The sequence below is a fragment of the Methanothrix soehngenii GP6 genome, assembly GCF_000204415.1.
Taxonomy (GTDB): domain Archaea; phylum Halobacteriota; class Methanosarcinia; order Methanotrichales; family Methanotrichaceae; genus Methanothrix; species Methanothrix soehngenii.
Genome location: NC_015416.1, coordinates 1,922,830 through 1,946,427, shown reverse-complemented (window position 1 = coordinate 1,946,427; position 23,598 = coordinate 1,922,830). Strand labels below are relative to the sequence as shown.

Sequence of the window (23,598 nt, the reverse complement as noted above, 5' to 3'; positions counted from 1 at the left end):
TCAGAGATTGAAGTTGCATCCGATCCGGAGCGGCACCGTAGTCACATAAGGCACCGTAGGGTACCGTCTGGAAAAAAACCTGAATGGCAGCACAATATAGACAATGTGGACGCAAATCTGTCCAAAGCAAAAGACCTATTCTCTCACACGCAGATCGTGCGGTGATCATTTAATGAACCAACGACGGGATCAGATTCCTAAGAAGGATATAATGTACACCTTAGTGGAAGATGACTCTCAGTACATCGTCAATGAGAGCTACTTCTACAAGACTGAGCCGTACTATGCCATTGTCAAGAGTGAGAATGAGGGGATCATAACCACTCCCAGCAGCAGGGATGTTTTAGACGCCTATATCGTTCCTATATGCCTGGAGAAGGCCAAGCTGGCGGGCATCTCCGTCTGCGACTGGACTGTATCCTACCAGTTCGTGCCCCTTCCGGCCATCATCTATGGCCTGAACTACTTCTCCACTCCCAGTGAGTACTTCCTGGTGAATGATCATGACGAGGCAAAGAAGGTGGTAAAGCACATCACCAACCACGGAAGGTATCCTTTCTGCTACCAGAAGATCGCTGATACCTCTGCCGTTACCAGATGCGTCTCCATTTTCGGCCGAAGCCTGAACTGCTGTGAAGAGGTAGCAGAGATTGCGGAGAAGATCTACCAGGTCTTCAAGCTGCCATTGGTGGAGATCGTAATGGTGAAGGACAACTCTGGCACCTATAATCTCTCTTCCCTGGCGCCGGTGAAATACTCTCAATTATCCAAAGAGGAAAAAGAAATGCTCCAGGACCTTCTGGACAAGAGGGTGAAACGCTTTGAGTAAACTTGGAATCTTCGTCAATAGAAAGACATTGAGCAGCTCCTCTCAGCTCATGGCCCTGGTGAAGTGCCGGGATGTGGCAGAGAGCATGGGCCATACCGTCGAGTTCATCTTTCCCGTGGATATGAAAAAGATTCCCCGACTGGATGCGCTCTTCATCCGTGCCGACACAGATCCCATGAACACCACCTACGTGGCCGCCAGGATGGCGGAGATGTACGGCGTGCCGGTGATAGACGACCCCACATCCATCAGGATCTGCGCCGACAAGATAAACATGTACATGCACCTGCAGAAAGAAGGCGTCTCCATGCCTAAGACCAGGTTTCTGAAGAAGAGGGAATTAGATGACCAGCAGGCAAGGCAGCTTTTCGATGAGCTGGGCAGCCCTCTGGTTCTCAAAGAGCCGTCAACATCCTTCTCGGTGCGGGTGGAGAAGGTCTCGGATGTGGAGGAGCTCTTGAAGGTGGCCAAGAGGTTCTTCAAGCTATCCGACTGGATTGTGGTTCAGGAGTACATCGAGAGCCGGTTCGACTGGCGGGTGGGGGTGATCAATGGCCAGTTGCTTTACGCCTGCCGGTATATCATACCCTCGGAGACCTTCAAGATCCAGGCCTCTGTCAACGGCCATATCGTCTATTGCGATGTGGAGAGCGTGCCCGCTGATCAGGTGCCGCCAGAGGTAATAGATCTGGGAAAGCAAGCGGCAGGGGCTATCGGTAAAGGATTGTATGGAGTGGACATAAAAGAGAGCAACGGAAAGCTCTTCGTCATCGAGGTGAACGACAATCCCTCTCTGGAAGGGGGAGAGGATGAACATTACCCGGAGATGTTCGGACAGATCATCTCTCATCTCGTATCCGCCCAGGCTCTGGACGATGCCCGAGACCTTTCCATGGGGACGATCTCTTCTGCCGGTCTGATGGGCAGATATCAGCAGGAAGCTGAATTTACCTATGCACAGGTCGGCCAATGGGGCGAGAGCGACATCTACTCCAGCGACATCGACTCTAAAGAGGGGTAGATCAACTTTTTTATTGAATAGGCTAAATGATGATTTCGCACTATCTAAGAGATGATATTTGAATGGATGAGGACCTTTGCCAGACCCTGAGCCGGGCCTGCGACGATTGCCATCTGGCTGGTGGCTGCTGCTTTGAGGCCAGGCCTCCCCTGAGCCAGAAGCGGATTGATATACTTATGGAAAACGGCGTCAGCGCGGATGCGATCGAGTTTGTCGGATATAAGAGGCTCCGCCTCAGGCAGGATGGATTCTGTGTGCTCTTCCGGGATGGGAAGTGCAGCATCCATGATATCAAGCCTGAGACCTGCGTGGCCGGGCCGTTCACCTTTGATATTGAGGATGATATGCTGCAGATATTCCTCAAGAGGGAGAGCATCTGTCCCATGGTTCGATTCCTAAGAGCTAACCGGAAGGCATACGATGCCCTCTTCGAGACCTCTGTGGAGAAGATCATGGATCTGATAAGAAGCGTGCCTGAGGAGGAGATGGCCCAGATTCTACAGATCGATGAGCCCCAGACTGATCTTGTGGCGGAGATCCGGCTGGAGGACTGAAAAAGGATGCCATTGCAATTCGGGAGAGTATCCAGGGCAGCAATGCACCGGGCACAACCCGCACAATCTCATTTAGGAACGGAGCACGAGTACTCCATAAACGATAGCATCTTCCGCCCCCTGGCCATATCCGACAGGATCATCGAGAGGATAAATGGCAGGGTGGAGCATGAGGTGGCCTTCGGGGGAATTCGGGTGTCCAAAGAGCTGCAAAAGCATGTCCTGGAGTTGATTCCGGCGTCTCCGGGCAACCTTGGCCGCCTGGAGGAGAATCTCTTTTCGGGACTGCAAGAGCTTTTCCGGGCGACGAAAAATGAGTACCAGTTCCTGGGCCTGGGAATGCATCCCCTGCTAACCCTGGATCAGACGACCTACTGGGATCACGATGAGCAGGACTATTACCAGGCATACGACCGGCTCTTTGGCATCAAGCAGCATGGCTGGCTGAACATCCAGGCGCTGCAGATCAATATTCCTTATAGGGATGAGCAGGAGCTGGTGGGGATGTTCAACAAGATTCGCTCGCTCATGCCCTATCTGGTGGCGGTGACTGCCTCCTCTCCCTTTGTCGAGGGACAAGTCAATTCCTATATGGACAGCCGGCTGGTGTACTACCGAAGAAATCAGTCCCAGATCCCCCAGATCTGCCGGAATGTGATTCCCGAGAGGCTGGAGGGTATCAGAGATTATGTCGAGATCAACCGCAATATCTATCGGGAATTGAAAAAGCAGCATGCTCAGATACTTTGCCACGAGTGGGTGAACTCCAGAGGGGAGATCGTGCGCTTCACCAGGAGGTGCCTGGAGATCAAGGCCATAGATGAGCAGGAGTGTCTGCATTCGGATATGGCGATCTGTGCTTTCATCATGGCCCTCCTCCGCACTGACTTGGAGCTGGAGGATAGTGAAAGCCATCTATTAGCTATGCTGGAGGATGGCATGCGTCGCGGGGTCGCCGCTATGAGGCCGGAGCTGGAGAGGCTATATGCCCTGGCGGTGAGGAATGCCACACGGGAGGAGCAGAGGTATCTTCCCCTGATCGAAAAGAGAATCGAGCAGGGCAGCCTGGCTGAGATCATGGTACAGAGGCAAAAGGAGGAGAAGGAGATCCTGCCCATGCTCTCTCAGCTGGCCTGGTGCTTGAAGGAGAATATCCCTTATTCTGCTGAGCCGGGACGTTGCGGATGAGTGAGATGCTAATGAAAGGCGTTATTTAGGTCAACCGACAACTGGACTGACAGCATGGGAGAAGGATCTTGATCGCCAGGAGAGCAGAGGAGATAGCGCCTTTCATTGTGATGGAGGTTTTAGAGAGGGCAAGGGAGCTGGAGAGGCAGGGAGTGGATGTCATCCATCTAGAGGTGGGAGAGCCGGATTTCGATGTACCTTTAGCGGTCAAGGAGGCGACGAGAAAGGCTCTGGACCTGGGATTAACCCACTACACCCACAGCCTGGGGGATCTGGAACTCAGGGAGGCCATTTGCCGGCATTATGAAAAGACCTATGGCGTTTTTATAAAGCCCGAGCAGGTGGTGGTGACCTCAGGCACCTCGCCGGCGATGATGCTGGTCTTTTCCTCTCTCCTGGAGAGGGGCCAGGAGGTGGTACTCTCCGATCCAGGCTACTCCTGTTATCCCAATTTCATAAGCTTTCTGGGGGGAGTGCCGGTAAGGGTTCCGGTCTATGAAAAGGACGGCTTCCAGCCGAGGGCGGAGGCGATCCGAGAGCGGATCAGGGACCAGACCCGGGCCATTCTGATCAACTCCCCCTCCAATCCCACTGGAAACCTCCTCTCTGAGGAGAACATGAAGGCCATCGCCGGGCTCGGCCCATACATCATCTCCGATGAGATCTATCACGGACTGGTCTATGAGGGAAAGGAGCATTCCATCCTGGAGTTCACAGATCATGCCTTTGTGCTGAACGGCTACTCCAAGCTCTATGCCATGACCGGGCTGAGGCTGGGTTATCTGATCGCTCCGGAGAGGTTCGTTCGGCCCATTCAGAAGATGCAGCAGAACTTCTTCATCTGCGCCAGCTCCCTTGCCCAGAGGGCGGGGATTGCTGCTTTAGAGGAGACCGGCCCGGATGTGGCGGAGATGAAGAGGATTTACAATCAGCGGAGGAAGTTCATGGTCCGGCGATTGAGAGAGATGGGCTTTGGAATTACCGTTGAGCCGACGGGAGCTTTTTATGTCTTCGCCAATGCTCGGCATTTATCTGGAGATTCTTATGCTCTGGCCTTCGATATTCTGGAAAAAGCCCATGTGGGAGTCACTCCGGGTATTGACTTTGGGCCCAATGGAGAAGGTTACTTGCGGTTTTCTTATGCCAACTCTCGAGAGAAGATAGCTGATGGGCTGGATAGGATTGAGAGGTATTTGAAGGGATGAGAGCTGGAGATAATTTAATGATCATTGCCCTTCTTGCCCGGCAAATCGATCCCATTAGCCACCGGTATGATTTCAAAGGAGTCCGATCTATTCATGCTTTTCAGTGGATGACGCGAGTCGGCCCTCCGGGCTGCGGCCAACGAGACCCCCTCAGCGCCGGAGAGGCTTGAATAGGCAGGAAGGACGATATAAATACAATGTCTTGCTAGCGACTTGCGAGGTGAAACTGGGGCCTATGCAAGACTGGCAATCAGGCTTCGCTTCTGAGGAACGGGAATCGATCTGCCTATCTTTTTTGCAGTCTCCAGCCATAGTTTCATGGCGATCTTGACTTCCTGCAAAGCCCTTTCCTCTGTCTCGCCAAAGGCCGAGCAGCCAGGAAGCTCAGGTACAACGGCGATGGAGTAGATGATGGGAACGCACATTTTTTATCCCTTATGCCTTCTACACTCTTCAAATCAATTAGTCGATAGCCACTCCTCGCGGGAAATCCCACCTTCTCGAAGTATCTCAACAAGCAAGCTTATGCCTATTTCTTGTTTATGAGGATTGGGAATTCTGATGCGAGCGAATCCTCTGACCATGAATGCATGATCCGGTCCGGCGTACGGCCCAGAGAATCCCAGGCTTTTCAATCGTTTGATCAGATCCCGACGAGATACTGCAGTGAGCCTACTCGGCAACAGTCACCGACTCCTGCGGGGTGCTGATGGTATGGCCACCGATAGGAGGGATTGGATGCCCCAGCCGGACACCTAGAAGTATCCACTCTTCGATAACTCCAATAAGCCTTTTTCTGGCCTCTTCTACCGTCTTGCCCGTTGCCCATGCGCCGGGAAGCTCAGGGACCGATACAAAGATCGGCTCGTCTTCTCCTTCAAGCGTTTTATAGACTGCTCGCTCCAAGGATGCCTGAATGTATTCTGCGAACATATCATGACTCTATTTCCCGGAGGGAATTTAAAAGTAGTTATGTGCGTGGCCGCCACCACCGCCCCCAGGCGAGGATCATAAAAGGTGATTGCTGCTGCAGCGGGTGAGCTGTGCTATTTGTGCAGTGCCATGCCATAGCGCTAGATGGCACCTCTGCACGATCAGCAGCGAGCCCCTGGGGATGTCGGGCAGAGGGGGCAGCGGCTCGGCGGGAGTGATGGGCGAGGAGACCGCGATGGAGTAGATGATGTGTACTGTCAATTCACATTCCTCCAAGATCCAGGCCTTCCTCCTGCCACTCTACTATTGGTGCTCCAATCAGGCAACCTCTTTCATTTTGAGTTCGACCTCACCCGCTGCAATGGGCTTTGCCAGGAGTCTTCCTTCACGAAAATCCTTGACAATCTTGTCGATCTCTCTGGAAGATTCTGGTGTCAGATAAGCCTCATCACAGATATCGCATATAAGGGCGGGTACATTCTTGATCACTAATACTCCATCATCAACCCTGGTGAGATACTCTGTCTTGCCCCGATGCAATCTTCCTCGACCGCAGTTGCAGATATCAGGAATCAATTCATTCTTCTCGTCATATTGTCTTTCCATTCTCCATCCTCCGGCCAATAGACTGTGATTATTCGCAGATGGTTTTCGCAGAGAGCTACCACGGCATGACAATATCGCCAGCCAGCTCTGCCAGCTATGAGAGCAGAGGGGCACGGCCTGCTGTCTGGATAGTCCTCTATTATACTTCCATCCAATATCAAATTAACTAAATCCTCAGTAGAAATGCCCCTCTCATCCATTCTCCTGTGGGCATGAAATGTTATTATATAATTATTCAGCAAGATTTGCTCCTTGATCTTGTCTATCAGCATTCCTCTGCCTCCTCCCTTTCGACCATTTACTGATACATTTAATACTATTTGGTATTAAGGATCTTCTAGAGAAAGAACAATAGCATCTAACCTGGCCCGACAGGCCTAAAAAAAGGTTAGTATTCTCCAGGCGGCCCCGGTAGAACTGTATACCTGCATGCAGTTCAAGCCTGTAGCTCTATTTCTCCGTCGGAAGCGTCACATCCACCACCTGGCCCACCTGTCACTGCATGGCCCTGCGATCCCGCCCACCGTATCGAGGAGAGATGCTCTTCATTGAGATCCCCAGAAAATTTATAGTGATTCTTCACAATTATTGGTTGATATGATCGATCGCCTTGAGCCCCAATCCATCACAATGGTTCAGTCGCTGCCTGAATGGGAATCCATATTAGGAGAGATAGAAATGGCTGAATTCTTTGGCCTTAATTTGACCGCCACCGGCCCCGATCCTCTCTGCCATGAGATCCAGCGCATTTCTCTCGCCCTTCCCAATGCTCCCAGCAGCAGCACAGTCTATACCGTCGATATAGCTGACCGCCCTGAGCTGAAAGAGAGCATTATCGGTGACCTGGCTGGGCTCTTGGAGAACGGGAGGATCAAGAAGACTCTGCACGACTCGAAGTTCGTTCTCTCATTCATCAGGGCAAGAGCCGGTCGAAAGCTGAACTTCTGCAGCATCTTCGACGTCATGCTCGCCTCTCAGATCTGCTGGTCTGGGTACTACTATCTGACTCCATCCGGCAATCCCAAAAATCCCTGGACGAAGAGGCTTGTCGATCACAGCCTGGCCTCCCTGGCGGAAAGGCATCTGGGAATCATTCTGGATGAAGAGGGGTGCCCTGCCCAAGGAGCGGCCGCCCTTTTGCCGCTTCATGATATCCTGGCAGATTTATTGGCCAAAAACGATTTGCAGAGGGTGGCCGACCTGGAGTTTCGCGCAGCTATTGCCCTGGTGGAGATGGAGATCTCTGGGATTGGCCTGGACTCCTCTGGAGCAAGAGATCTCATCGACCAGGAGGAGGATGAGATCATCGATCAGATCTGGAGGATGCAGGATGAGGCAGAGAGGAAGGGATTTGTCACAGTCTCATTTGACGGCAAAAGGCTCTGCTGCTATCTGAATCCCGACCGGCAAGAGGATGTTATGGCCTTTCTGGCGAAGAGGGGCTACAGGCCTGCCAACACCAAAGCGGAGGTCCTGAAGAGCCTTGCTGCCGCAGGCTGCTCTTTCGCTGAGGCTCTTATGCGCTACAGGCATCTCTCCTATAATCTGCTGTTTCTGAACAAATGGCTGGAGAAGGTTCATCCTCTGGACGGCAGGGTTCATCCTCAGTACTTCCAGATTCCCTCCTCTACGGGGAGAATCAGCTCCCGCCATCCCAACGCCCAGCAGATCCCTCGCAGGGGAGATGATGCCCCGGCAATTAGGAGGCTATTTCGTCCGGCTGCAGGCAAAAGGTATGTCAAGGCCGACCTCTCCAATATCGAGCTGCGCATAATGGCCCGTATCTCCGGGGATGAGGCCATGCAGGAGGCCTTTATAAAGGGAATCGATCTGCACCGCCTGACTGCTTCCCGGATCAGCGGAACGCCCTTCGAAGAGGTGACTGATTCGCAGAGGCAGGCGGCCAAGGCTATGAACTTCCTTCTCATCTATGGAGGATCGGCGAAGAGCTTACAGTGGCGCATCCTCTCCGATTATGGCGAATTCATCTGCCTGGATGAGACGGAAGAGCGCCTGGAGAGGTTCTTCTGCAGCTATCCGGGAGTGAGAGAGTGGCAGAAGATGCAGCTATCCCAGATGAGTTACACTATGCAGCACCACTTCCATAACTGCGTGCGTGGATTCTTCTCCCTGCCACTGACAGCCACCAGAACGATCCTCGGGCGGAGGCGGATCTGGCCGCGCTTTGGGGCAGGGATCACCGCCAGCAAGTTCCAGATGTACAATACCCCCTGCCAGGGGACGGGAGCGGATCTGATCAAGCTGGTGATGGCCGAGGTCTATGAGAAGCTGTCGGACGAGGAGGCGAGGATAATAGGCTCTATCCATGATGAGATCATCCTGGAGGTTCCGGAGGATCGAGCAGAGGAGTATGCAGCAAGGCTCAAGGAGATCATGGAGAGGATAGGATCCGAGATGCTATATCCAGTGCCTGTGAAGGCTGAGGCGAAGGTGATGAGAAATTTGGCGGAATGATCCGGCAAATTTTTTTTGAGGGCTGTATTCGCTGCGTCGATGGTTTTGGATTGCGATAGAAAATTCGCCAGGCGGGCCTGGCCAAAGGTTTGAACTGCTTCTATGAGGCTCGGAGGATATTGGATATAATGATTTACCTAATCAAGTGCTGTTATCAAGGTTCTTTTGAATTACACAGACTGTTTTTTTAGTGCACGCCGCGAGTCGGCCCTGTGGGCCTCCCGCGCTAATGCCCTGGGCCCCCTCAACGCCGGGAGGCTTGGGTACAAACGAAGCTGGCCGTTGATGGTCTTAGATACAACAATACGAATATTATTTGTATGTAGAATGAAAGTGCAACGTAAAACTCATATGCAAAAGCGAATGTTTAATTATTTTATAATTAGCATCGAATTTTACAGGCGGGCAGGGGCCACTTCTTAGCAGAAATGGATAGGCCCTATTTTTGGGGAAGGTTGCGTTGGTTCCCATTGGTGTTTCCCATGGAAAACCAAAAAAAATCAAATGCAAGAGGCTAGCTATCCACCTCCATCAGATGACCTTTTCTGGTCGGGCTTGTTCACAGAAATATCTTCAAGCGCTCGCAAGAGAGCCTTCTTCCGGCTACTATCGCTCATTCCATAAAAGGCATCTACAATTGCAGCTACCTTATCCGTCAGATGCTCATCCTTCAAAGAAGGTTCATGGCAGGACTCATTTCGACCTTTTTTCCTCTTTCTGCAATCAACCTCTTGATAGAACTCCTGGTTGATCAGAAGATGATAAATCAGACAGATGAGTTTCCTGGCTACGGCAACGATTGCCACATTGTGCTCCTTCTTTTTGCTCAGCCTCTTGTAGAATCTGGACAGCCCTGTATTTTTCATATTAGCTATTGTCTGGGCAGCCTCGACAAGTACAACTCGGATATACTTGGAACCGCGCTTTGTGATCCCGCATTTCCTCTTTTTGCCGGCAGATTCATTTTCTCCAGGATTGAGGCCACACCATTTCGCCAGCTGTTCAGGGGTCTGAAAATCTCTGTAATTTCCGATCTCTGACAGGATGACCGAACCTGAGATAAATGCGATTCCAGGAATGGACATAACGATAGCCAGATCCTTGCTCTTATTTTGAATCTTTTTCAGAATGTTTAGGCTTGTCTTCTCTATTTTGGATTCGACATTGTCCATGATTTCAAGAGAATCGCTGATCAGCATTCGATTTGTCTCGCTCAGTTCATTGGCAAGTGCTGATCTGATCTCGTCTTGCTTTTTCCTGATCTTTCCGGAGGGTATGCCTTTCAGGATCTCTTCGACGGGCTTGTCTTCAGCCAGACCTCTTATGATATGTGTTCCTGATTTGCAGAATATGTCGTCCATAGAAGAGCTGAGTTTAATGCCGTTTGATGAGAGATATTTGTGTATCCGATTCTTGAACTGAGTTCGTGTCTTGACATATCCTGACCTGGCTCGCGTTAGGTTCCTGAGCTCTCGGTCTTCATCGGAAAAAACCCGAGATCTCTTGATTTGATTATTCAAGCACAGAGTTGCAATACGCTTTGAATCTTTTGACCTAAACTCCGCCTACGTGGGGAATATGTTTAGCCCAAGTTTAGCTTCAATATCTCTAATTTTCTTAGGAACTTCCATTATTTTCCCATGTTCTCCAAAATCAATATGATATACTTTGCTGAACTCAAAGAGTAAGTCGCCAGGTGTCATTTTTTTATTTGCCCCAGCCTTCTTTAATAGCAATTCGAGTTTGCAGTAGGCATAAAGAGATAAAAATGCTATAAACACATGTCCAAAGACGCTTTCATCATCATGCAAATATAACCTATCAGCTGATAATGTTGATTTATAGGTGTCAAACATCTTCTCAACACTTTCTCTTCTCTTAAATAATTCATAGGCTTCTTGTTCATTCATTTTTCGATTAGATATGATGAGAATACGCCCTGATTTTTTCATCTCCTCGTGAAGTTCTACCTTTGTGATCCTACCTGCATCCAGTTTATCATAAAGGGTATCGCGCTCTTCAAGCATCAGGACTTGATCCTCGAAGAGATAGAGATATTTGTTTCCTAGCTTCTTGCATCCGCATCTTATCAATCGCTTATGATAGCGAAAATGTTCATTAAGATGAATGCGTTCCTCATAATAGTGGCTATTTCTTCTTGCAGGAATTAGATATGATATCTCCAATTTATCAAGGAAATTAAATATCTCTTCTGAGAAGAATCCTCTATCAAGAATCAATACCTTGCCACGAATATCGAGTTCAAGAAGTGAGTTGCTTAACGTCTTAATATCTTTAACACTGCCGGGGAGAGGTCTTATCATCGTCGGCAATCCTGTATCAGCGCTACAAAGCAGAACAATATTGATTTGAGGGATATGAATTCGGTCCTTATTGTAGCCCTTTTCGGCCAAGCTTATACTCACCGACCGCGAAAAAACATAGCTCAGATCATAAACAAGCTGTTCACTCCGGTCAAGAAGCGTCCTAAAAACAACACATTGACTGGACTGCACCCCTGATAATGGACAAATAGTTAAGCAATGGTATTTAAGGCAACCTCCACTTCGAACTGAACCGGAGATCTGTAATTGAGAGCTGAATGCAGCCTCTTATGGTTGTACACATTTTCAATAAAGTTGCATATGTTCCTGAATGCATCTTCAAATGTCTCATATTCATTGAGATATACCTCCTCGACCTTCAGTGTTTTTATAAAACTCTCAGCAAAAGCATTGTCATAAGGATTTCCTTTTCTCGACATGCTGATCTGGATGTCATGCGCCTTAAGACAGTCTACATAATCCTTGGACGCATACTGAACGCCTTGATCAGAATGATGAATAAGACCCTCAAGGGATTCCTTGGAACGGTTCTTCAATGCCTTTGCCAGAGCACTCATGGCCAGATCGCTTCTTATGCTCCTGCTCAGCTCCCACCCGATGCACTTTCTGCTGTAGAGATCCAGGATAACCGCGAGAAAGATATGCTCGTGCTGCAGCTGGACATAAGTGATATCAGAAGCCCATGCCTGGTTCAGTCCCGTGATTTCCCTGCCTTTTAGAAGGTTAGGATAGACCGGCAGACCATGAGTGGAATCGGTTGTTACCGGCTTGAACTTCTTCTTATAGCAAAGCAACTTCTCCTGGCGCATGAGCCTCAGCACGCGCTTATGGTTGACCGCATAGCCGCGATTTTGAAGTTCTGCTGTAATTCTCCTGTACCCGTAATAAGGAAACTCCAAAGCTATCTCTTGAATCTGGTTAACCAGATCCGAAGATTCGCTATTCTCCGCAGTGAACTTTTCGGACCGCTTCAACCACTCGTAGTAACCGCTGCGACTCACATCCAGCGCCAAGCAGGAGTGAGATATTGGCAACAGAAGGCCATCTGATTGAGCTTCCTGAATGATCATATGTCGTCCCTCAACATCGGCTTTCGTCTCTCCTCGCGGACCTTCTTCTGGGTCATGGCGAAGGCTTTTTTTAAAAGGTCAATTTCAGCATGAGCCTGGCCCAGAAGTCTCTCCAATTCTGCAATCTTCGCCTGATCTTTGTACTTGTTTCCGTTACCCATGAATGCTTTTTCGGGATTTTCAGCCAGCTCTGCCTTCCATCGGCAAGGAAGACTCGGATGGATGCCATATTCGCGGGCGATCTGAGCAAGTGGCTTGCCTGCCTCAAGTTCGGCTAATACTGATATCTTGAAGTCCCGGTCGTAACGCCGCCTGGTCTTCTTCATGCACTTCCCTCCATGAGTCGGCATTGCTTAACTTTTTGTCCACTCGGAGGGGTTCACTCCAGACCATCGCGATTTGTTCCAACCTCATGCAACATCTTAGAAAGATTTTTTGGTTTGAGGTTAGGATTAATTGATTCTATATTATAATATTTCTCCCACGCACTTTCAGCTCTTTTTAACGGAACGTTTCCAGTGACTCGCAATTTTGATAGAGCGTAAACTTCTTCCCAATTTCCAGGAAAAGCTCCTATCAATAATGGTTTTAAGTCTTTCAAGGACTCCTGAAGCAAGATAGAGTTTCCGTACTCGGTAACATTACGCACATCTGTCGATTGCGCCTCTGATCTCTGGCTTTCTTGGTTTTCATGAGATTCTACCATCCCCCTTTCGCGATCAAGTCGTCCCAGATATTTTGAAGTCTTTATTGCTTTCTTGATATTTTTATCCCAATGAGTAGTTGAATGATAAACATAATATTTCGTTCCTCGCTGTTTTATCTCAAGGCACTTAACTCCCAAACTTCTTTGCTCTTTAATCCAGTCAACTACCCAAGATTCCATATTCGTCATATGGGGAATATTAGTAGATAAAAATATCGCTAAAACAGTGATCTGTCAATTAAGAACCAGTCTAAAAAGGCAGACCCATTCCCCAATGGGCAGAGTTAAGGTTAAATGTGATAAAACTCTCATTTCAGGCTCTGGCCAGGAAGGCTCTATCAAGGCGGTCATACATATGCTTCAAGTCCAGATATTCCGATATTAGATGAGCCTCGAAATCGATCCTATTCTCTTGATCTCTTTCCAATACCACTATCCCATTGCTTATAACCTCATACTGAAAATATACCGGAGCATAATTGAGAATACGAACATCGAACTCCATCCTGGGCTCCACTCCTTCTTCCAGATCCCTCGCAACCTTCCCAGAAAACTTGAACCTTTCATAAGGGGATTTCTCTCTGCAAAGATGAATGGCTAAGTCAATATCATGAAAGTCGTCTCTCTTGAGAAATGATCCAAAGACATAGGCCAGATCGATCTCGTCAAATCCATCAAGGATGAAACCAATGCTCTCAAGGACTCTCTTTTTATCCATTATCTGGCCCCAGTGTGTTCATTTGCAGCCTTATATGTGATAAGACTTTCTCACATGAAATCCGCAAGCCCGGTCTGCCTGGCCTTCTCGTTCTTGAAGAGGGAGTCGATCTCCATCTTCAAAAGCTGCAGCCTCTGCTTGGTGTAGCTGCTCACCCCATACTCCTCTGCCACCTTGATCGAGACCTCCAGATACTTCCGCACGCTGCCCTCATGCACAGTGAGAATCATCCTGCCGCCGCATTTGGGGCAGGTCTCTTTCAGTGGAGGCCTTCTATACTTGGCTCCGCACTTCACGCACCTCACCTTCTGCTTGGAGAAAGCATGCAGATTGCCAATAAGGTCGGGCAGGAAATGAGAGTTGATCACCCGCTCTGCTACGTCCTGCTCGTCCACCGCCCGGATCATCCGCGCCAGCTCCAGCTGGGCATCCATCTTATCGATCATGGTCTCCAGTGTCTTGTAGGCGCTGTTCTTCGGCCCGGCGGCGATGTCCGTGGTGGCATGACTGAAGTTGAACCCCTCATACTGCTGGTCGGTGCCCAGCCGCTTGGACACCAGATCGAACCTCCCCTCCAGGTCCTTGGGGCTGGTGTTGGTGAGGGTGGCCTCGTAGAACTCCAGGGGATAGACCGGGGTCAGATCCAGGTTATGAGCCTCCTTGTCCACCTCCGCCGGGTTGAGAATGGTGGTCATGACCAGACAGGCGTCCATCTTCCCACCCCTTTTCGCGGGAAGGTAGGACATGGAGAAGTTTATCAGGGCATCCATGAGCAGCATGACGCAGTCCTCGTCCCCATCGCAGTTTCTCCGTTTGGCCGCATGGAAGAAGGGATGGCCAAACCCAGCCGATGCCGGGCTGTAGCCTATCAGCCGGCATAGAACTCCTGCAGAGGTATGGGGGGCCAGGCCCACCATCAGCTTTCCGATCAGATCCTGGGGGGTTTGGGCATTATAGAATGGTTCCAGATGATAGAACTTGGCCAGCAGCTCGTCCACAAACCAGGATACCTTCAGGAGGTATTCGCCCGCATCCCGGGATAGGACGATATCCTGGATCCTCAGCTCGCAGACCTGATCCGGACGGGTTAAAGGATCGCCATGCATATCCACGCCATAGCCCAGGCTCTGCAGAACTTCCGGGCTGGTGCCGATCTCGTCCGGCCGGAAATGGGTGAGGGGCAGATCGGTGAGGTCGTATCTCACTGTGCCGTCCTTGAAGATGTTAATCCCGTGCTTGGCCCTCAGGATTCCCTTCTCCAGGGGCTCAGGGGTCTTGTCCCGGGAGAAGAGTCCTAAAACCCCTTTCAGCGACTCGGGCTCCCTCTCCCCCAGACTCTCCAGGGCCTGAAAATAGAGCTTTTTGACATCGATCTGCATATCTGCTACCGCATTGGTCTCCTGGCCGCATTTGGGACACTTCTCAGGAGCGGGGATATTGCATTTGGGGCAGACCCTCTTCTTCTCAGTATGGCTGCCGCACTCGCAATTGAAGGCGAATCCCTCCTTGCCGCAGCTCTTGCACACCCGCCGCTCGATCTGAACATTGATGATCCCGGAGGAGCTGTTGGTGGAGTGCTTTGCCGCCTCCTGAATGGACCGGCCCTTGCCCCCTTCCTCTCCCGCGGGGAAAAGAACATGAGGCGGCGGCCTCATCAGCCTCTTGTCAGACTTCTCGGGCCGGCCCATGCGGGCTCCGATGCGAGTGGGCGCCCGGGCCCGAACCACAATGCCAGTGAATCGGTTGACCCTGGCCAGGATCGAGTCCTCTGCCTGATCGACCCCACCCGGCTCGCCCCCAGCCTCCTCAGCCCTCCTCTTCAATGAACCACCCTCCCAGTCAATTCCCAGACACAGCAGGAAGGGCAGAGGGTCCTCGATTATTATTCTTCCATCTCGGACCTTGTGCAGCACCAGCAGGGTCTCTAAGGACTCCTTGGCCTCCAGAGGCAAAATCAGCCGTCCCGACTCCAGAATGCCTTTTGATGCCGCAACCTCCCGCAATAGGTCGTAATCCTCTATGGAGAGGTCATGCCACAGGTGGGTATGAGCAGGATGAAGGGGAACGCTATATTCTCTGGACAAGGCAATAGCCTCTTCGCCATCCATAGACTCTTTGCCCGATGGATCGCCGCCCGCTTTTAGTAGCTCCGCCGCCCACCACTCAAAGGCATATGAGGCCGGTGCCAAAGGTCGGTTGTTCTCTAAAAACTCCCCATAGCTGATCAGGATCTCTCCCAGATCCAGGATCCTGGATACATGGGCCTTGAGGGCGATCTGGATGGTCTTGGGATCTTTGCAGCTGATAGGCATCCACTCCAGTATATCCTGGTCGGAGTCAAAGCGCACCACATCCCCGTTGAGCAGCCGCACTGTGGGCCCCTCAATCGAGCTGACTGGCGCTACCGCCGCCGCTTTGCCCGGCTGCTCCACCTTGATCTGGGTTCCCGCTGCCATGAACTCTCCCAATAAAAGCATGCTGGCCGGATTGATACCTGCAGCAGCAAGCCCGGTGTTCCTCGCCCGGCCATAGCGCAACCTGAATCCCCCCGGTCGGGAGGGATGGGAGAAGACCGGCCTTCCCGCTATAAGGTCGCGGAGGAACTTGGGAGTTGAGTCCCCGCCATCCTTCTTGCCGCTGGCCAGGGAGTCCAGCCACTCCCAGCCGGAGATGCCTAGCTTGCTGACATGCTTTTTGAGCTTGGGCCGCTTCAGGGCTATGCCCTCGGCCGAGACCAGGGCGATACCCCCTCGCACCCGGTTGGTCTCTATTCTGTCCAGGTCCCGGTATCCAGAGACCTCCTCCTCCTCGGTGGGCTCGCCGTCTATGCAAATGGGGCAGTTTCTCACAATGGTTCTGATCTCATCGTCCGAGGGGGAGTACTGCAGGCCCGCCACTCGCTTGTACAGGCCGATCTCCTCCACATAGCGCTCCACCTCCTCCGGGCGCGGCTTCCAGGGGGCGATGCCCACGCTCCTCCTCACATAATCCGCAACGAGAACGGAGAGCGCCTGAGCAGTACCCCCGGCAGACCTTATCGGCCCGGCATAGTAGACCTTCAGATACTCAGTGCCGTCATCGTTCTTTCCCAGGTCCACCCGGGCAATGCCCTCCATGGGGGCGGCTACTACGCCCTCGGTGAGCAGGGCCACCGAGGTGCGGATGGCGCTCTCCACCGACTCGATCTTGCTGGCCCCCGCACCCAGCCGGCCCTCAGCGAAGTCGATACCAATGGCAAGCGCGGCCTCCTCCCGGCTCAATCCTTCCGCTTCGTGATGCCGGATCCTCTCTGCAATTCCCTGGATGCCGATCAGCTTCTCCACCCTCTCCGCCAGGTCCACCGCCAGGGGTATCTCCACATCAGTCGTGGGGTCCCGTCCCCGTCTGCGAGCCATTTTGGCTATGGCCATGGCATCATCCAGGCCATCCTGCAAAAGCTGGAAATAATCTTGGTTGTTCACTCTTCTCTCCACAGATTAAGCCCGGTGATGGAGTCTTTAGATCTTATCAGATCCGGTCCGACAAGCTCCTGAACATACAGCTCTGCGGCAAAGATCCGGCCCGAGGTCAGGTGCCCCGCCCAGACCTTTCCCTTCATGCCGGAGAGGACGGCATGAACATGAGCATATGGCTGGCCGGCCAAAAGGGATATGTTACCGGAGCATGAGGCCAGCTCCACTGGCTCATTGATCTGAATGCCCTGGTAGCTATGAGAGACTTGGTCGTAGTAGCCGATCTCCGCCTGGTCCAGGGCGCCAATCACATTCAAGTGGCCTGCTCGGATATCATTCTCTCTTATGACGCGGGTAATCTGGCCGATTATCTCCGCCCCATGCTCCAGCGTGGCCAAAAGGTGCCGCCCGCCCTCAAATTCCCTGATCAGCAATCTGGATCTCTCCTTCCCGCTATTCTGATGCATCCATGAGCCATTATCTCATTTCACCAATCAGATACAGGAGTCATGGGCTATTGAAGGATGCGCCCGGAATCTACATTTGAATGATACTTCAATGGAGATGGTAATTATTAGCAGTGAGGTCGGATTGGAGTTGCTTTAGATCCCTTTTGAGATGCTTGCCCGCAAATAGCGTTTCGATTCGTGGATTCTGCGATCGAGGCTATCAGAGGACAAACTTTATCATATATTTTATTAGTTAACCCCTTTTTTTCTATTGCATATATGGATTATTGCATATTGTTTTTATCAGAAAAAACCAGTAAAATCCATTATTATTCTTTACATAGTTCTCGAAAAGCGGCATCCATAAAAACATTACAAACTTTTCGATTAATCATTTCCATTGGAAACCTGAATGCAGAAATCCGCTGCAAAAAACCCATTTTATTGATGGAGTCAACCGGTTAAGAGCTTTTCGCCCGAGTTTTAGCGACACCTATTTTTGATCAGAGCCCCAGCATACTCCGATGAATCTTGAGTCTCTGGCAGCTGAGCTGCGCGGATTTGTGGGAGTCACCAGGAAAAAGCAGATTGGTGAGCTGATATCATTCTTTCCTATAGAATCCAAGCAGATCATTGCATCCTTCGGTGAGGATGCGGCAGTGATAGACGACGGCGATGAGGTCATGCTCTTCGCCGCGGACGGCATCTGGTCCAAGCTTATGGACGCCGATCCCGAGTGGTCGGGCTACTGCTCCGTGCTGGTGAATGTGCACGACATCGCCGCTATGGGCGGCTGGCCTGTAGCCATGGTGGACGTCCTATCCGCAGGAGACCCCGAGATATCAAGGAGGGTTCTAGAGGGCATGAAAAAGGGAATAGAGAAGCTCCGTGTACCGATCATCGGCGGCCACCTCCATCCCGATACCCCTTACAGCGCCCTGGACGTTGCCATCCTTGGAAAGGCGAAGAAGAATGCCGTGATCCTGAGCAGCACAGCGCAGCCGGGTGAGGTGGTCATAGCCGCTTATGATACCGACGGAAAGCCCCATCCCCAGTTTCAATTGAGCTTCGACTCCACCAGCTTCAAAGAAAGCAGTGTGCTGGCGCAGCAGCTGGGAGCGATGCGAGAATTGGGCGAAAGCGGCCTGGTCCGGGCGGGCAAGGACATCAGCAACCCCGGCCTCCTGGGCACCCTGGCCATGCTCATGGAGACGAGCAAGGTGGGTGCGGTGGTGGATGTGGATGCCATAGTGGTTCCCGAGGGCCTAACCCTGGCCGGCTGGCTGCAGATGTATCCGGGAATGGGATTCGTGGTCACCACCAGGCCCGAGAACCAGGAGAAAGTATTGGAGGTCTTCACCAGGCGCGGCCTGACCGCCAGGGTCATCGGCCGGGTGACAGACGAAAGAAGGCTGATAATTCGCAGCGGAGAAGAGGAGTCTGTTCTCTTCGACCTGGCCCGGGAGTGCGTGACCGGAATTCATTAGGATATGGACGCAAGCTTCATAAAATCCCTGCAGGATCGGGCGGAAAAGACTCACGCCCGCATAGGAATCGGCATCTGGAACGCCGACCGAGAGCTTATGGCATCCCTGCACTCGGCGGAGAGGTTCGCAGAGCTGCTGGTGGTGGGCAACGTCGATGAAAGCTGCCCATATGAGCATATTTGCACAGATGAGCCCTGGAGGGAATTGGTCGGGCTCCTGGCGAACGGGGTGATCGATGGCGCTGTACGGGGAAACCTGCCCGCAGGAAGGACCATGCGCGCCCTGGCCGAGGAGTTCCGCCTGCCCGTCCGCCGCCTGGCTCTGATCGAGCTATCCGGCTGGGCCTTTCTTTTAGGGCCGGTGGGAATCGATGAGGGCGAGACAGCCCAGGACCGTTTGGATCTGCTGCTTGGGGGCTCAAAGCTCCTGCAAAACATGGGCGTCCTGCCCCGGGCTGCGGTCCTCTCCGGAGGCCGGAGGGAGGACCGGGGAAGGTGCGAACGAGTGGACAGGAGCCTTTTGGAGGGCGACCAGATCGCCGCCCCGCGCTCTCAAGGCGGGAATTGATGCAGAGCATAAGGGAATTCTGATCGAGAATTGCAGGGGAGATGACATCGTCATCGCTCCTGATGGCATCTCAGGCAACCTGATCTTCAGGACGCTGATGCTCCTGTGCGGGGCTCAGTCCTATGGCGCTCCAGCTATGATGGAGAAGATATTCATCGATTCAAGCCGGGCTCGAAGCGGATTTGACGGGCCGGTGATGCTGGCCGGGGCAATGGCCGGGATGAGAAAGGTGGAGGGAAAATAGCATTTCAGCGCCTTTATGCGGTCTTGACATTTTTGGCTTTTCGCTGAATTATATAGGTGGCTTCAGGCAGAGAATATGGCCTCTGTTCCTCTGTGACTCTGTGGTTGGGTCAAAGAATAGCGGCTTTCCAAGAGGCGAAAAGATACAGAGAATTTCCGATTCAAGTTCACCCATACAATATCGCGAGGAGCTATAATGGCTTTCTGCCCTCCGGATATCTTCCTCCTATTTTTTTCCTCTAATTAAGGCTCAAAAAAGCATCTACAGTGCTGGGGCGCAGGGGTAGAGAGGGCTCCGGTCTTCAGGCCGGAGATGAATCGTACCCCGCCCTACGCTATGAACCTTAATATACTATAACAGCGTAGAACTGTACATGCTTAAGGCTTGCAAGTTCAGGCTTTATCCCACAAAGAGCCCATGATCCTCAGGCGGGGATCATGCCCAAAGCATGAAAAACCCATAGAGCCATAGGCAAGGCTGATATGGGCAGTGAAGGTTGATCTGTGACCTGAGACATGATCTCGACACAAAGACAACCATGATCTCGTGGATGCCCAAATGCGTCTTTGAACGCGTATGTGAAGTTGCACGCACGAGTGATCATCATCTGCCCATATCAGGCAAGTGAGACGATGGACTCAGATAAGGAAATAGTTTGCGGAGCAGATATCCACAGGGATTTTCTTATTGCTACAATGATATCCCGAAGTGGATTGAAGCTCCAAGAACGTTTTAATATGAACCAAGATGGCCTCTTGGCATTCAGATCCTGGATAATAAACCACAGATGCCAGAGGCTGGCTGTAGAATCCACGGGAGGTTTTTGGTATCCTATCTTCACCATTCTAGAAGGTCATGTCGAATTTATCCTGGCCAATGCATATCAGATCCGGAATATTGAGCACAAGAAAACCGATAAACTTGATTCGGAACGAATCGCGATATATTGTCTCAATAATCTCATCACGCCCTCCAGAATCTATCCAAAAGACTACCGAGATCTAAGAAGCATAACTCGTGCTCGTGAGACACTGGTCAATGCAAGGTCCAAAATCAAGAACCAGATTCATCAATCACTTTCGGCCTGCTGCATCAAGCTCTCCTCTGTCATATCCGACTCTTTTGGCAAATCTGGAAGATATATCATTGATAGGCTTCTGGAAGGAAAGACGATCGATCAGATCATATCTGGAATACCTTCGAAGAGGATTCGGAAAAAGGAAGACGAACTCAGAGAAGCCATCAAGAATGGATTAGATCCCGTTCAGGTATTTTTGATCAAGGCAAATCTTGATGTCATAGATGATATTAGCAAGAAGATAAAAATTCTGGAAGCTGAGATCGCCGAAAAAGTCAAACCCTTCGAGGATGATTTGAAAATTATTTTGTCTGTTCCAGGTGTTGGATTCATTTCGGCAGCTACCATTATTGCAGAAATGGGAGATTACAGGGACTTTCCGAGTGCGGATAAGATGGCAAAATACTTCGGTATTGTGCCTTCGGTCTACCAATCGGCAGGGAAGCTGCGAACTGGGAAGATCACTAAGACGGGATCTAAGCATATGCGAAGGATCTTGGTGGAAGTTGCAAAAGCCATATCCAGGACCAAGAAGAATTCAAGGTTAATGAGATTCTTCCAGAGGATATTGGCAAGGTGCGGAAAGAAGAATATTGCAACCGTTGCGCTCGCCAGAAAAGTGCTCTGCATCATCTATCATTTGCTTATGAATCACGAGAATTATCAAGAACCAGAGGTCACGAAAACCAAACCAAAAATTCCCAGCTCTGTTTCGCCCATAAGAATGATGGATATCGACGAGATGATAAAGATCATCAGTCAGGCAGGATACTTGGTGGAGAAAGATTTGAAGGAGGGATGCGGATGATCCGCAGCATCTTGTTTTTTTAAGTTTTTCATGTGAAGTCTCAGATAACCAAGATGGAGCGAACGCCGAACTTGTGCCGATGGACATACAACCAGACTCTAGCATACAGAAAGAACGCCTGGGAGAATGAAGGCAAATCAGTTTCCAAATATGAAACGAACGCTCTTCTTCCTGGTTGGAAAGAGGATAAACCCGAACTGAGAGACGTATATGCTCAGACCCTTCAGAATGTTCAGGAGCGGGTAGATCTAGCCTTTAAAGCCTTTTTCAGAAGGGTTAAGGCGGGAGAAGAACCCGGATATCCCAGATTCCGAGGGAAGGGTTGGTACGATTCATTTACTTATCCACAACCTGAGAAGGGCGGCAATCTTGTTAACGGCATGGTACGTCTTCCCAAGATAGGCGATATCAAGATCAAGCTCCATCGCCAGATAGAAGGCAAGATCAAACGGCTGACCGTCAGAAGGACAGCCACAGGCAAATGGTTTGCATGCTTCTCCGTCGAAACGGAAGATGTTCCTCTCCCCCCCTGGAAAGATGGGGCTGTAGTAGGTATTGATGTCGGCCTTGAGAGCTTCGCCACCTTTTCCAATGGTGAGACGATAGCTAATCCTCGATTCTTCCGAGAAGAAGAACACGAGTTAGCTAGAGCCCAAAGGAAACTCTCTAAGGCTCCTAAAGGAACTCCAGATCGCAAGAAAGCTCTTAAGGTTGTTGAGCGAGTCCATGAGCGGATAGCTAACAAGCGATATGAGTTTGCCCATCAGGTTAGTCATAACTTGGTAGATAGATTTGGTCTAATAGCTTTTGAAGATCTTAACATCAAAGGCATGGTTCATAATCATTGCCTGGCTAAAAGCATCTCAGACGTAGCTTGGACCATGCTAGTGACTTTAACCTCTTACAAGGCTGCAAGTGCCGGTTCGGTGGTGGTCCTGGTAGATCCAAGGAATACGTCTAAGATGTGTTCCAGGTGTGGTACTCTCATTGAAAAGTCGCTGTCTGATAGAGTCCATAACTGCACTCAGTGCGGGCTGTCGAGGGACCGGGATTGGAACGCAGCGATAAATATTCTCAGATTGGGATTGCAATCTGTCGGCACAGGAAGCCGTGGAAGCCCCGCTCTTTAGGGCGGGGAGCAGTCACTTCTTTCACTGTATCCTTTTCCGAGGAATCATTCCATTATGAACCGCCGTGGCCACCAAAGCCCCGGAAAAGCCGACCTTTTCCAGAGCCTCCAGATCCATCTCATCCTTTACCCCACCCCCCAGGATCAGAGGATGGCGGCTTCGAGCCCTGGCTTTCTCTAAAAACTCCCCATCCAGACCGGCACAGGTCCCTATCCGATCTAGCTCCATGATTATCACTCCCTCCAGGTCGATATGATTCAGCTCCTCCAGAACCTCCAGAGGGCTACGATCCGCCATGGCCTTATCCCTTGACAGGACCCTGCGCTTCGACATATCCAGGCTGGCTATCGTCCTCCTTTGGCCTGAGACCTCCTCTATCAGGGAGATGGAGGCCGTCTCCGTCCCCAGAACCGGGATAACGGATGGAGGAAGGAGATCCAGATCGCTTGATCTAGAGGCGCCAGTGTCCGCCATTGTCTTTGCCCGCTTGGATATCTCCTGGATCAGCTCCATATTATTTCCCCGGCCCATGATCATATCCAGGTCTGCTACATATACCTGAACCGGCCGAAGCTCATCCATAATCAGCAGGGGGTCGGAGGATTCTATTACCTGGCTGAATTCAGCAACAGGCTTATAGCGGCTGCGCTCTCCCCGCAGGGCATGAACAACAGCACCATTAAGTATATCGAAGACGAAGATGCATTTCACATTTGCCCAATCGGGATTGAGA

23 protein-coding genes and 2 pseudogenes are annotated in these 23,598 nt (G+C 51.1%); 11 read left to right on the top strand and 14 right to left on the bottom strand.

What is annotated here, in order from left to right:
- Positions 1-172: 172 nt before the first annotated feature.
- The 5 genes from MCON_RS09750 (at position 173) to MCON_RS09730 (ending at position 4,797) form a co-directional block, all read left to right on the top strand.
- Positions 173-829, top strand: a complete 657-nt coding sequence (locus tag MCON_RS09750) for a RimK-like ATPgrasp N-terminal domain-containing protein (protein WP_013719813.1) — start codon at positions 173-175, stop codon at positions 827-829.
- Positions 822-1,850 (top strand): ATP-grasp domain-containing protein, encoded by a 1,029-nt coding sequence (locus tag MCON_RS09745; RefSeq protein WP_013719812.1) that lies wholly within the window; start codon positions 822-824, stop codon positions 1,848-1,850. Before MCON_RS09750 ends, MCON_RS09745 begins: the two co-directional genes overlap by 8 nt.
- A 62-nt stretch (positions 1,851-1,912) precedes the next feature.
- Complete coding sequence (locus MCON_RS09740) at positions 1,913-2,404, top strand: YkgJ family cysteine cluster protein (protein ID WP_013719811.1); 492 nt, start codon at positions 1,913-1,915, stop codon at positions 2,402-2,404.
- A gap of 6 nt (positions 2,405-2,410) precedes the next feature.
- Positions 2,411-3,592, top strand: coding sequence for a glutamate-cysteine ligase family protein (locus tag MCON_RS09735; RefSeq protein WP_232844275.1), 1,182 nt, complete (start codon positions 2,411-2,413; stop codon positions 3,590-3,592).
- A gap of 68 nt (positions 3,593-3,660) precedes the next feature.
- Positions 3,661-4,797, top strand: coding sequence for a pyridoxal phosphate-dependent aminotransferase (locus MCON_RS09730; protein ID WP_013719809.1), 1,137 nt, complete (start codon positions 3,661-3,663; stop codon positions 4,795-4,797).
- 233 nt (positions 4,798-5,030) lie between these two features.
- On the opposite strand, the gene MCON_RS09725 is transcribed toward MCON_RS09730, so the two are convergent.
- The 6 genes from MCON_RS09725 to MCON_RS09710 form a co-directional block, all read right to left on the bottom strand.
- Positions 5,031-5,222, bottom strand: coding sequence for a type II toxin-antitoxin system HicB family antitoxin (locus tag MCON_RS09725; protein WP_013719808.1), 192 nt, complete (start codon positions 5,220-5,222; stop codon positions 5,031-5,033).
- A 33-nt stretch (positions 5,223-5,255) separates the two neighbouring features.
- Positions 5,256-5,480 carry a type II toxin-antitoxin system HicA family toxin gene (locus MCON_RS17015; protein WP_083804710.1) on the bottom strand — a complete coding sequence of 75 codons (225 nt, stop codon included), beginning with the start codon at positions 5,478-5,480 and terminating at the stop codon, positions 5,256-5,258.
- On the bottom strand, positions 5,470-5,730 hold the full coding sequence (locus MCON_RS09720) for a type II toxin-antitoxin system HicB family antitoxin (protein ID WP_048132303.1): 261 nt from the start codon (positions 5,728-5,730) through the stop codon (positions 5,470-5,472). The genes MCON_RS17015 and MCON_RS09720 overlap by 11 nt, the downstream gene beginning before the upstream one ends.
- 75 nt (positions 5,731-5,805) lie before the next feature.
- Positions 5,806-5,991, bottom strand: coding sequence for a hypothetical protein (locus MCON_RS15675; RefSeq protein ID WP_193373737.1), 186 nt, complete (start codon positions 5,989-5,991; stop codon positions 5,806-5,808).
- 57 nt (positions 5,992-6,048) lie between these two features.
- A complete protein-coding gene (locus MCON_RS09715) occupies positions 6,049-6,336 on the bottom strand; it encodes a type II toxin-antitoxin system MqsA family antitoxin (protein WP_157863771.1) in 288 nt (95 codons plus the stop codon).
- Positions 6,303-6,608: a DUF4258 domain-containing protein gene (locus tag MCON_RS09710; protein ID WP_013719804.1), complete on the bottom strand. Its 306-nt coding sequence runs from the start codon at positions 6,606-6,608 to the stop codon at positions 6,303-6,305. The genes MCON_RS09715 and MCON_RS09710 overlap by 34 nt, the downstream gene beginning before the upstream one ends.
- A 325-nt stretch (positions 6,609-6,933) precedes the next feature.
- Here MCON_RS09710 and MCON_RS09705 point away from each other — a divergent pair, with 325 nt between their 5' ends.
- On the top strand, positions 6,934-8,811 hold the full coding sequence (locus MCON_RS09705) for a DNA polymerase (protein ID WP_157863770.1): 1,878 nt from the start codon (positions 6,934-6,936) through the stop codon (positions 8,809-8,811).
- A gap of 518 nt (positions 8,812-9,329) precedes the next feature.
- Here MCON_RS09705 and MCON_RS09700 read toward each other — a convergent pair.
- The 7 genes and pseudogenes from MCON_RS09700 to MCON_RS09665 all read right to left on the bottom strand — a co-directional run.
- Positions 9,330-10,349, bottom strand: a pseudogene (locus MCON_RS09700) (IS110 family RNA-guided transposase); the annotation flags it as partial.
- A 27-nt stretch (positions 10,350-10,376) separates the two neighbouring features.
- A complete protein-coding gene (locus tag MCON_RS09695; protein WP_013719801.1) occupies positions 10,377-11,225 on the bottom strand; it encodes a transposase in 849 nt (282 codons plus the stop codon).
- A 122-nt stretch (positions 11,226-11,347) separates the two neighbouring features.
- Positions 11,348-12,552: pseudogene (locus MCON_RS09690) on the bottom strand (IS3 family transposase).
- Between the two features lie 53 nt (positions 12,553-12,605).
- The gene (locus MCON_RS09680; protein WP_157863769.1) at positions 12,606-13,112 is read right to left on the bottom strand and encodes a hypothetical protein; all 507 of its coding nucleotides are present in this window, start codon (positions 13,110-13,112) and stop codon (positions 12,606-12,608) included.
- A gap of 133 nt (positions 13,113-13,245) precedes the next feature.
- Entirely contained in the window at positions 13,246-13,650 is a 405-nt protein-coding gene (mntA, locus tag MCON_RS09675; protein ID WP_013719799.1) for a type VII toxin-antitoxin system MntA family adenylyltransferase antitoxin, read from the bottom strand.
- A gap of 50 nt (positions 13,651-13,700) precedes the next feature.
- Positions 13,701-17,111, bottom strand: coding sequence for a DNA polymerase II large subunit (locus tag MCON_RS09670; RefSeq protein ID WP_013719798.1), 3,411 nt, complete (start codon positions 17,109-17,111; stop codon positions 13,701-13,703).
- A complete protein-coding gene (locus MCON_RS09665; protein WP_048133158.1) occupies positions 17,108-17,536 on the bottom strand; it encodes a PPC domain-containing DNA-binding protein in 429 nt (142 codons plus the stop codon). Before MCON_RS09665 ends, MCON_RS09670 begins: the two co-directional genes overlap by 4 nt.
- 539 nt (positions 17,537-18,075) lie before the next feature.
- Here MCON_RS09665 and MCON_RS09660 point away from each other — a divergent pair.
- The 5 genes from MCON_RS09660 to MCON_RS09645 all read left to right on the top strand — a co-directional run bounded on the left by MCON_RS09660 (position 18,076) and on the right by MCON_RS09645 (position 22,865).
- Positions 18,076-19,038, top strand: coding sequence for a methanogenesis marker 2 protein (locus tag MCON_RS09660; protein ID WP_013719796.1), 963 nt, complete (start codon positions 18,076-18,078; stop codon positions 19,036-19,038).
- Between the two features lie 3 nt (positions 19,039-19,041).
- Positions 19,042-19,605: a hypothetical protein gene (locus MCON_RS15270; protein WP_052297561.1), complete on the top strand. Its 564-nt coding sequence runs from the start codon at positions 19,042-19,044 to the stop codon at positions 19,603-19,605.
- A gap of 97 nt (positions 19,606-19,702) precedes the next feature.
- Entirely contained in the window at positions 19,703-19,849 is a 147-nt protein-coding gene (locus MCON_RS16260; RefSeq protein WP_157863768.1) for a hypothetical protein, read from the top strand.
- A 632-nt stretch (positions 19,850-20,481) separates the two neighbouring features.
- Positions 20,482-21,735 (top strand): IS110 family RNA-guided transposase, encoded by a 1,254-nt coding sequence (locus tag MCON_RS09650; RefSeq protein ID WP_013719795.1) that lies wholly within the window; start codon positions 20,482-20,484, stop codon positions 21,733-21,735.
- 53 nt (positions 21,736-21,788) lie between these two features.
- Entirely contained in the window at positions 21,789-22,865 is a 1,077-nt protein-coding gene (locus MCON_RS09645) for an RNA-guided endonuclease InsQ/TnpB family protein (RefSeq protein WP_157863972.1), read from the top strand.
- A 21-nt stretch (positions 22,866-22,886) separates the two neighbouring features.
- Here the strand turns inward: MCON_RS09645 and MCON_RS09640 are convergent, their stop codons facing one another.
- Positions 22,887-23,576, bottom strand: coding sequence for a HisA/HisF-related TIM barrel protein (locus tag MCON_RS09640; protein ID WP_013719793.1), 690 nt, complete (start codon positions 23,574-23,576; stop codon positions 22,887-22,889).
- Positions 23,577-23,598 lie beyond the last annotated feature (22 nt).

Coding starts and splice junctions, on each gene's coding strand:
- MCON_RS09750 (WP_013719813.1), top strand. CDS start 173: ATGAACCAACGACGGGATCAGATTCCTAAGAAGGATATAATGTACACC.
- MCON_RS09740 (WP_013719811.1), top strand. CDS start 1,913: ATGGATGAGGACCTTTGCCAGACCCTGAGCCGGGCCTGCGACGATTGC.
- MCON_RS09735 (WP_232844275.1), top strand. CDS start 2,411: ATGCCATTGCAATTCGGGAGAGTATCCAGGGCAGCAATGCACCGGGCA.
- MCON_RS09725 (WP_013719808.1), bottom strand. CDS start 5,222: ATGTGCGTTCCCATCATCTACTCCATCGCCGTTGTACCTGAGCTTCCT.
- MCON_RS09720 (WP_048132303.1), bottom strand. CDS start 5,730: ATGTTCGCAGAATACATTCAGGCATCCTTGGAGCGAGCAGTCTATAAA.
- MCON_RS09715 (WP_157863771.1), bottom strand. CDS start 6,336: ATGGAAAGACAATATGACGAGAAGAATGAATTGATTCCTGATATCTGC.
- MCON_RS09710 (WP_013719804.1), bottom strand. CDS start 6,608: ATGCTGATAGACAAGATCAAGGAGCAAATCTTGCTGAATAATTATATA.
- MCON_RS09705 (WP_157863770.1), top strand. CDS start 6,934: ATGATCGATCGCCTTGAGCCCCAATCCATCACAATGGTTCAGTCGCTG.
- MCON_RS09680 (WP_157863769.1), bottom strand. CDS start 13,112: ATGGAATCTTGGGTAGTTGACTGGATTAAAGAGCAAAGAAGTTTGGGA.
- mntA (WP_013719799.1), bottom strand. CDS start 13,650: ATGGATAAAAAGAGAGTCCTTGAGAGCATTGGTTTCATCCTTGATGGA.
- MCON_RS09660 (WP_013719796.1), top strand. CDS start 18,076: ATGAATCTTGAGTCTCTGGCAGCTGAGCTGCGCGGATTTGTGGGAGTC.
- MCON_RS15270 (WP_052297561.1), top strand. CDS start 19,042: ATGGACGCAAGCTTCATAAAATCCCTGCAGGATCGGGCGGAAAAGACT.
- MCON_RS16260 (WP_157863768.1), top strand. CDS start 19,703: ATGCTCCTGTGCGGGGCTCAGTCCTATGGCGCTCCAGCTATGATGGAG.
- MCON_RS09650 (WP_013719795.1), top strand. CDS start 20,482: ATGGACTCAGATAAGGAAATAGTTTGCGGAGCAGATATCCACAGGGAT.
- MCON_RS09645 (WP_157863972.1), top strand. CDS start 21,789: ATGGAGCGAACGCCGAACTTGTGCCGATGGACATACAACCAGACTCTA.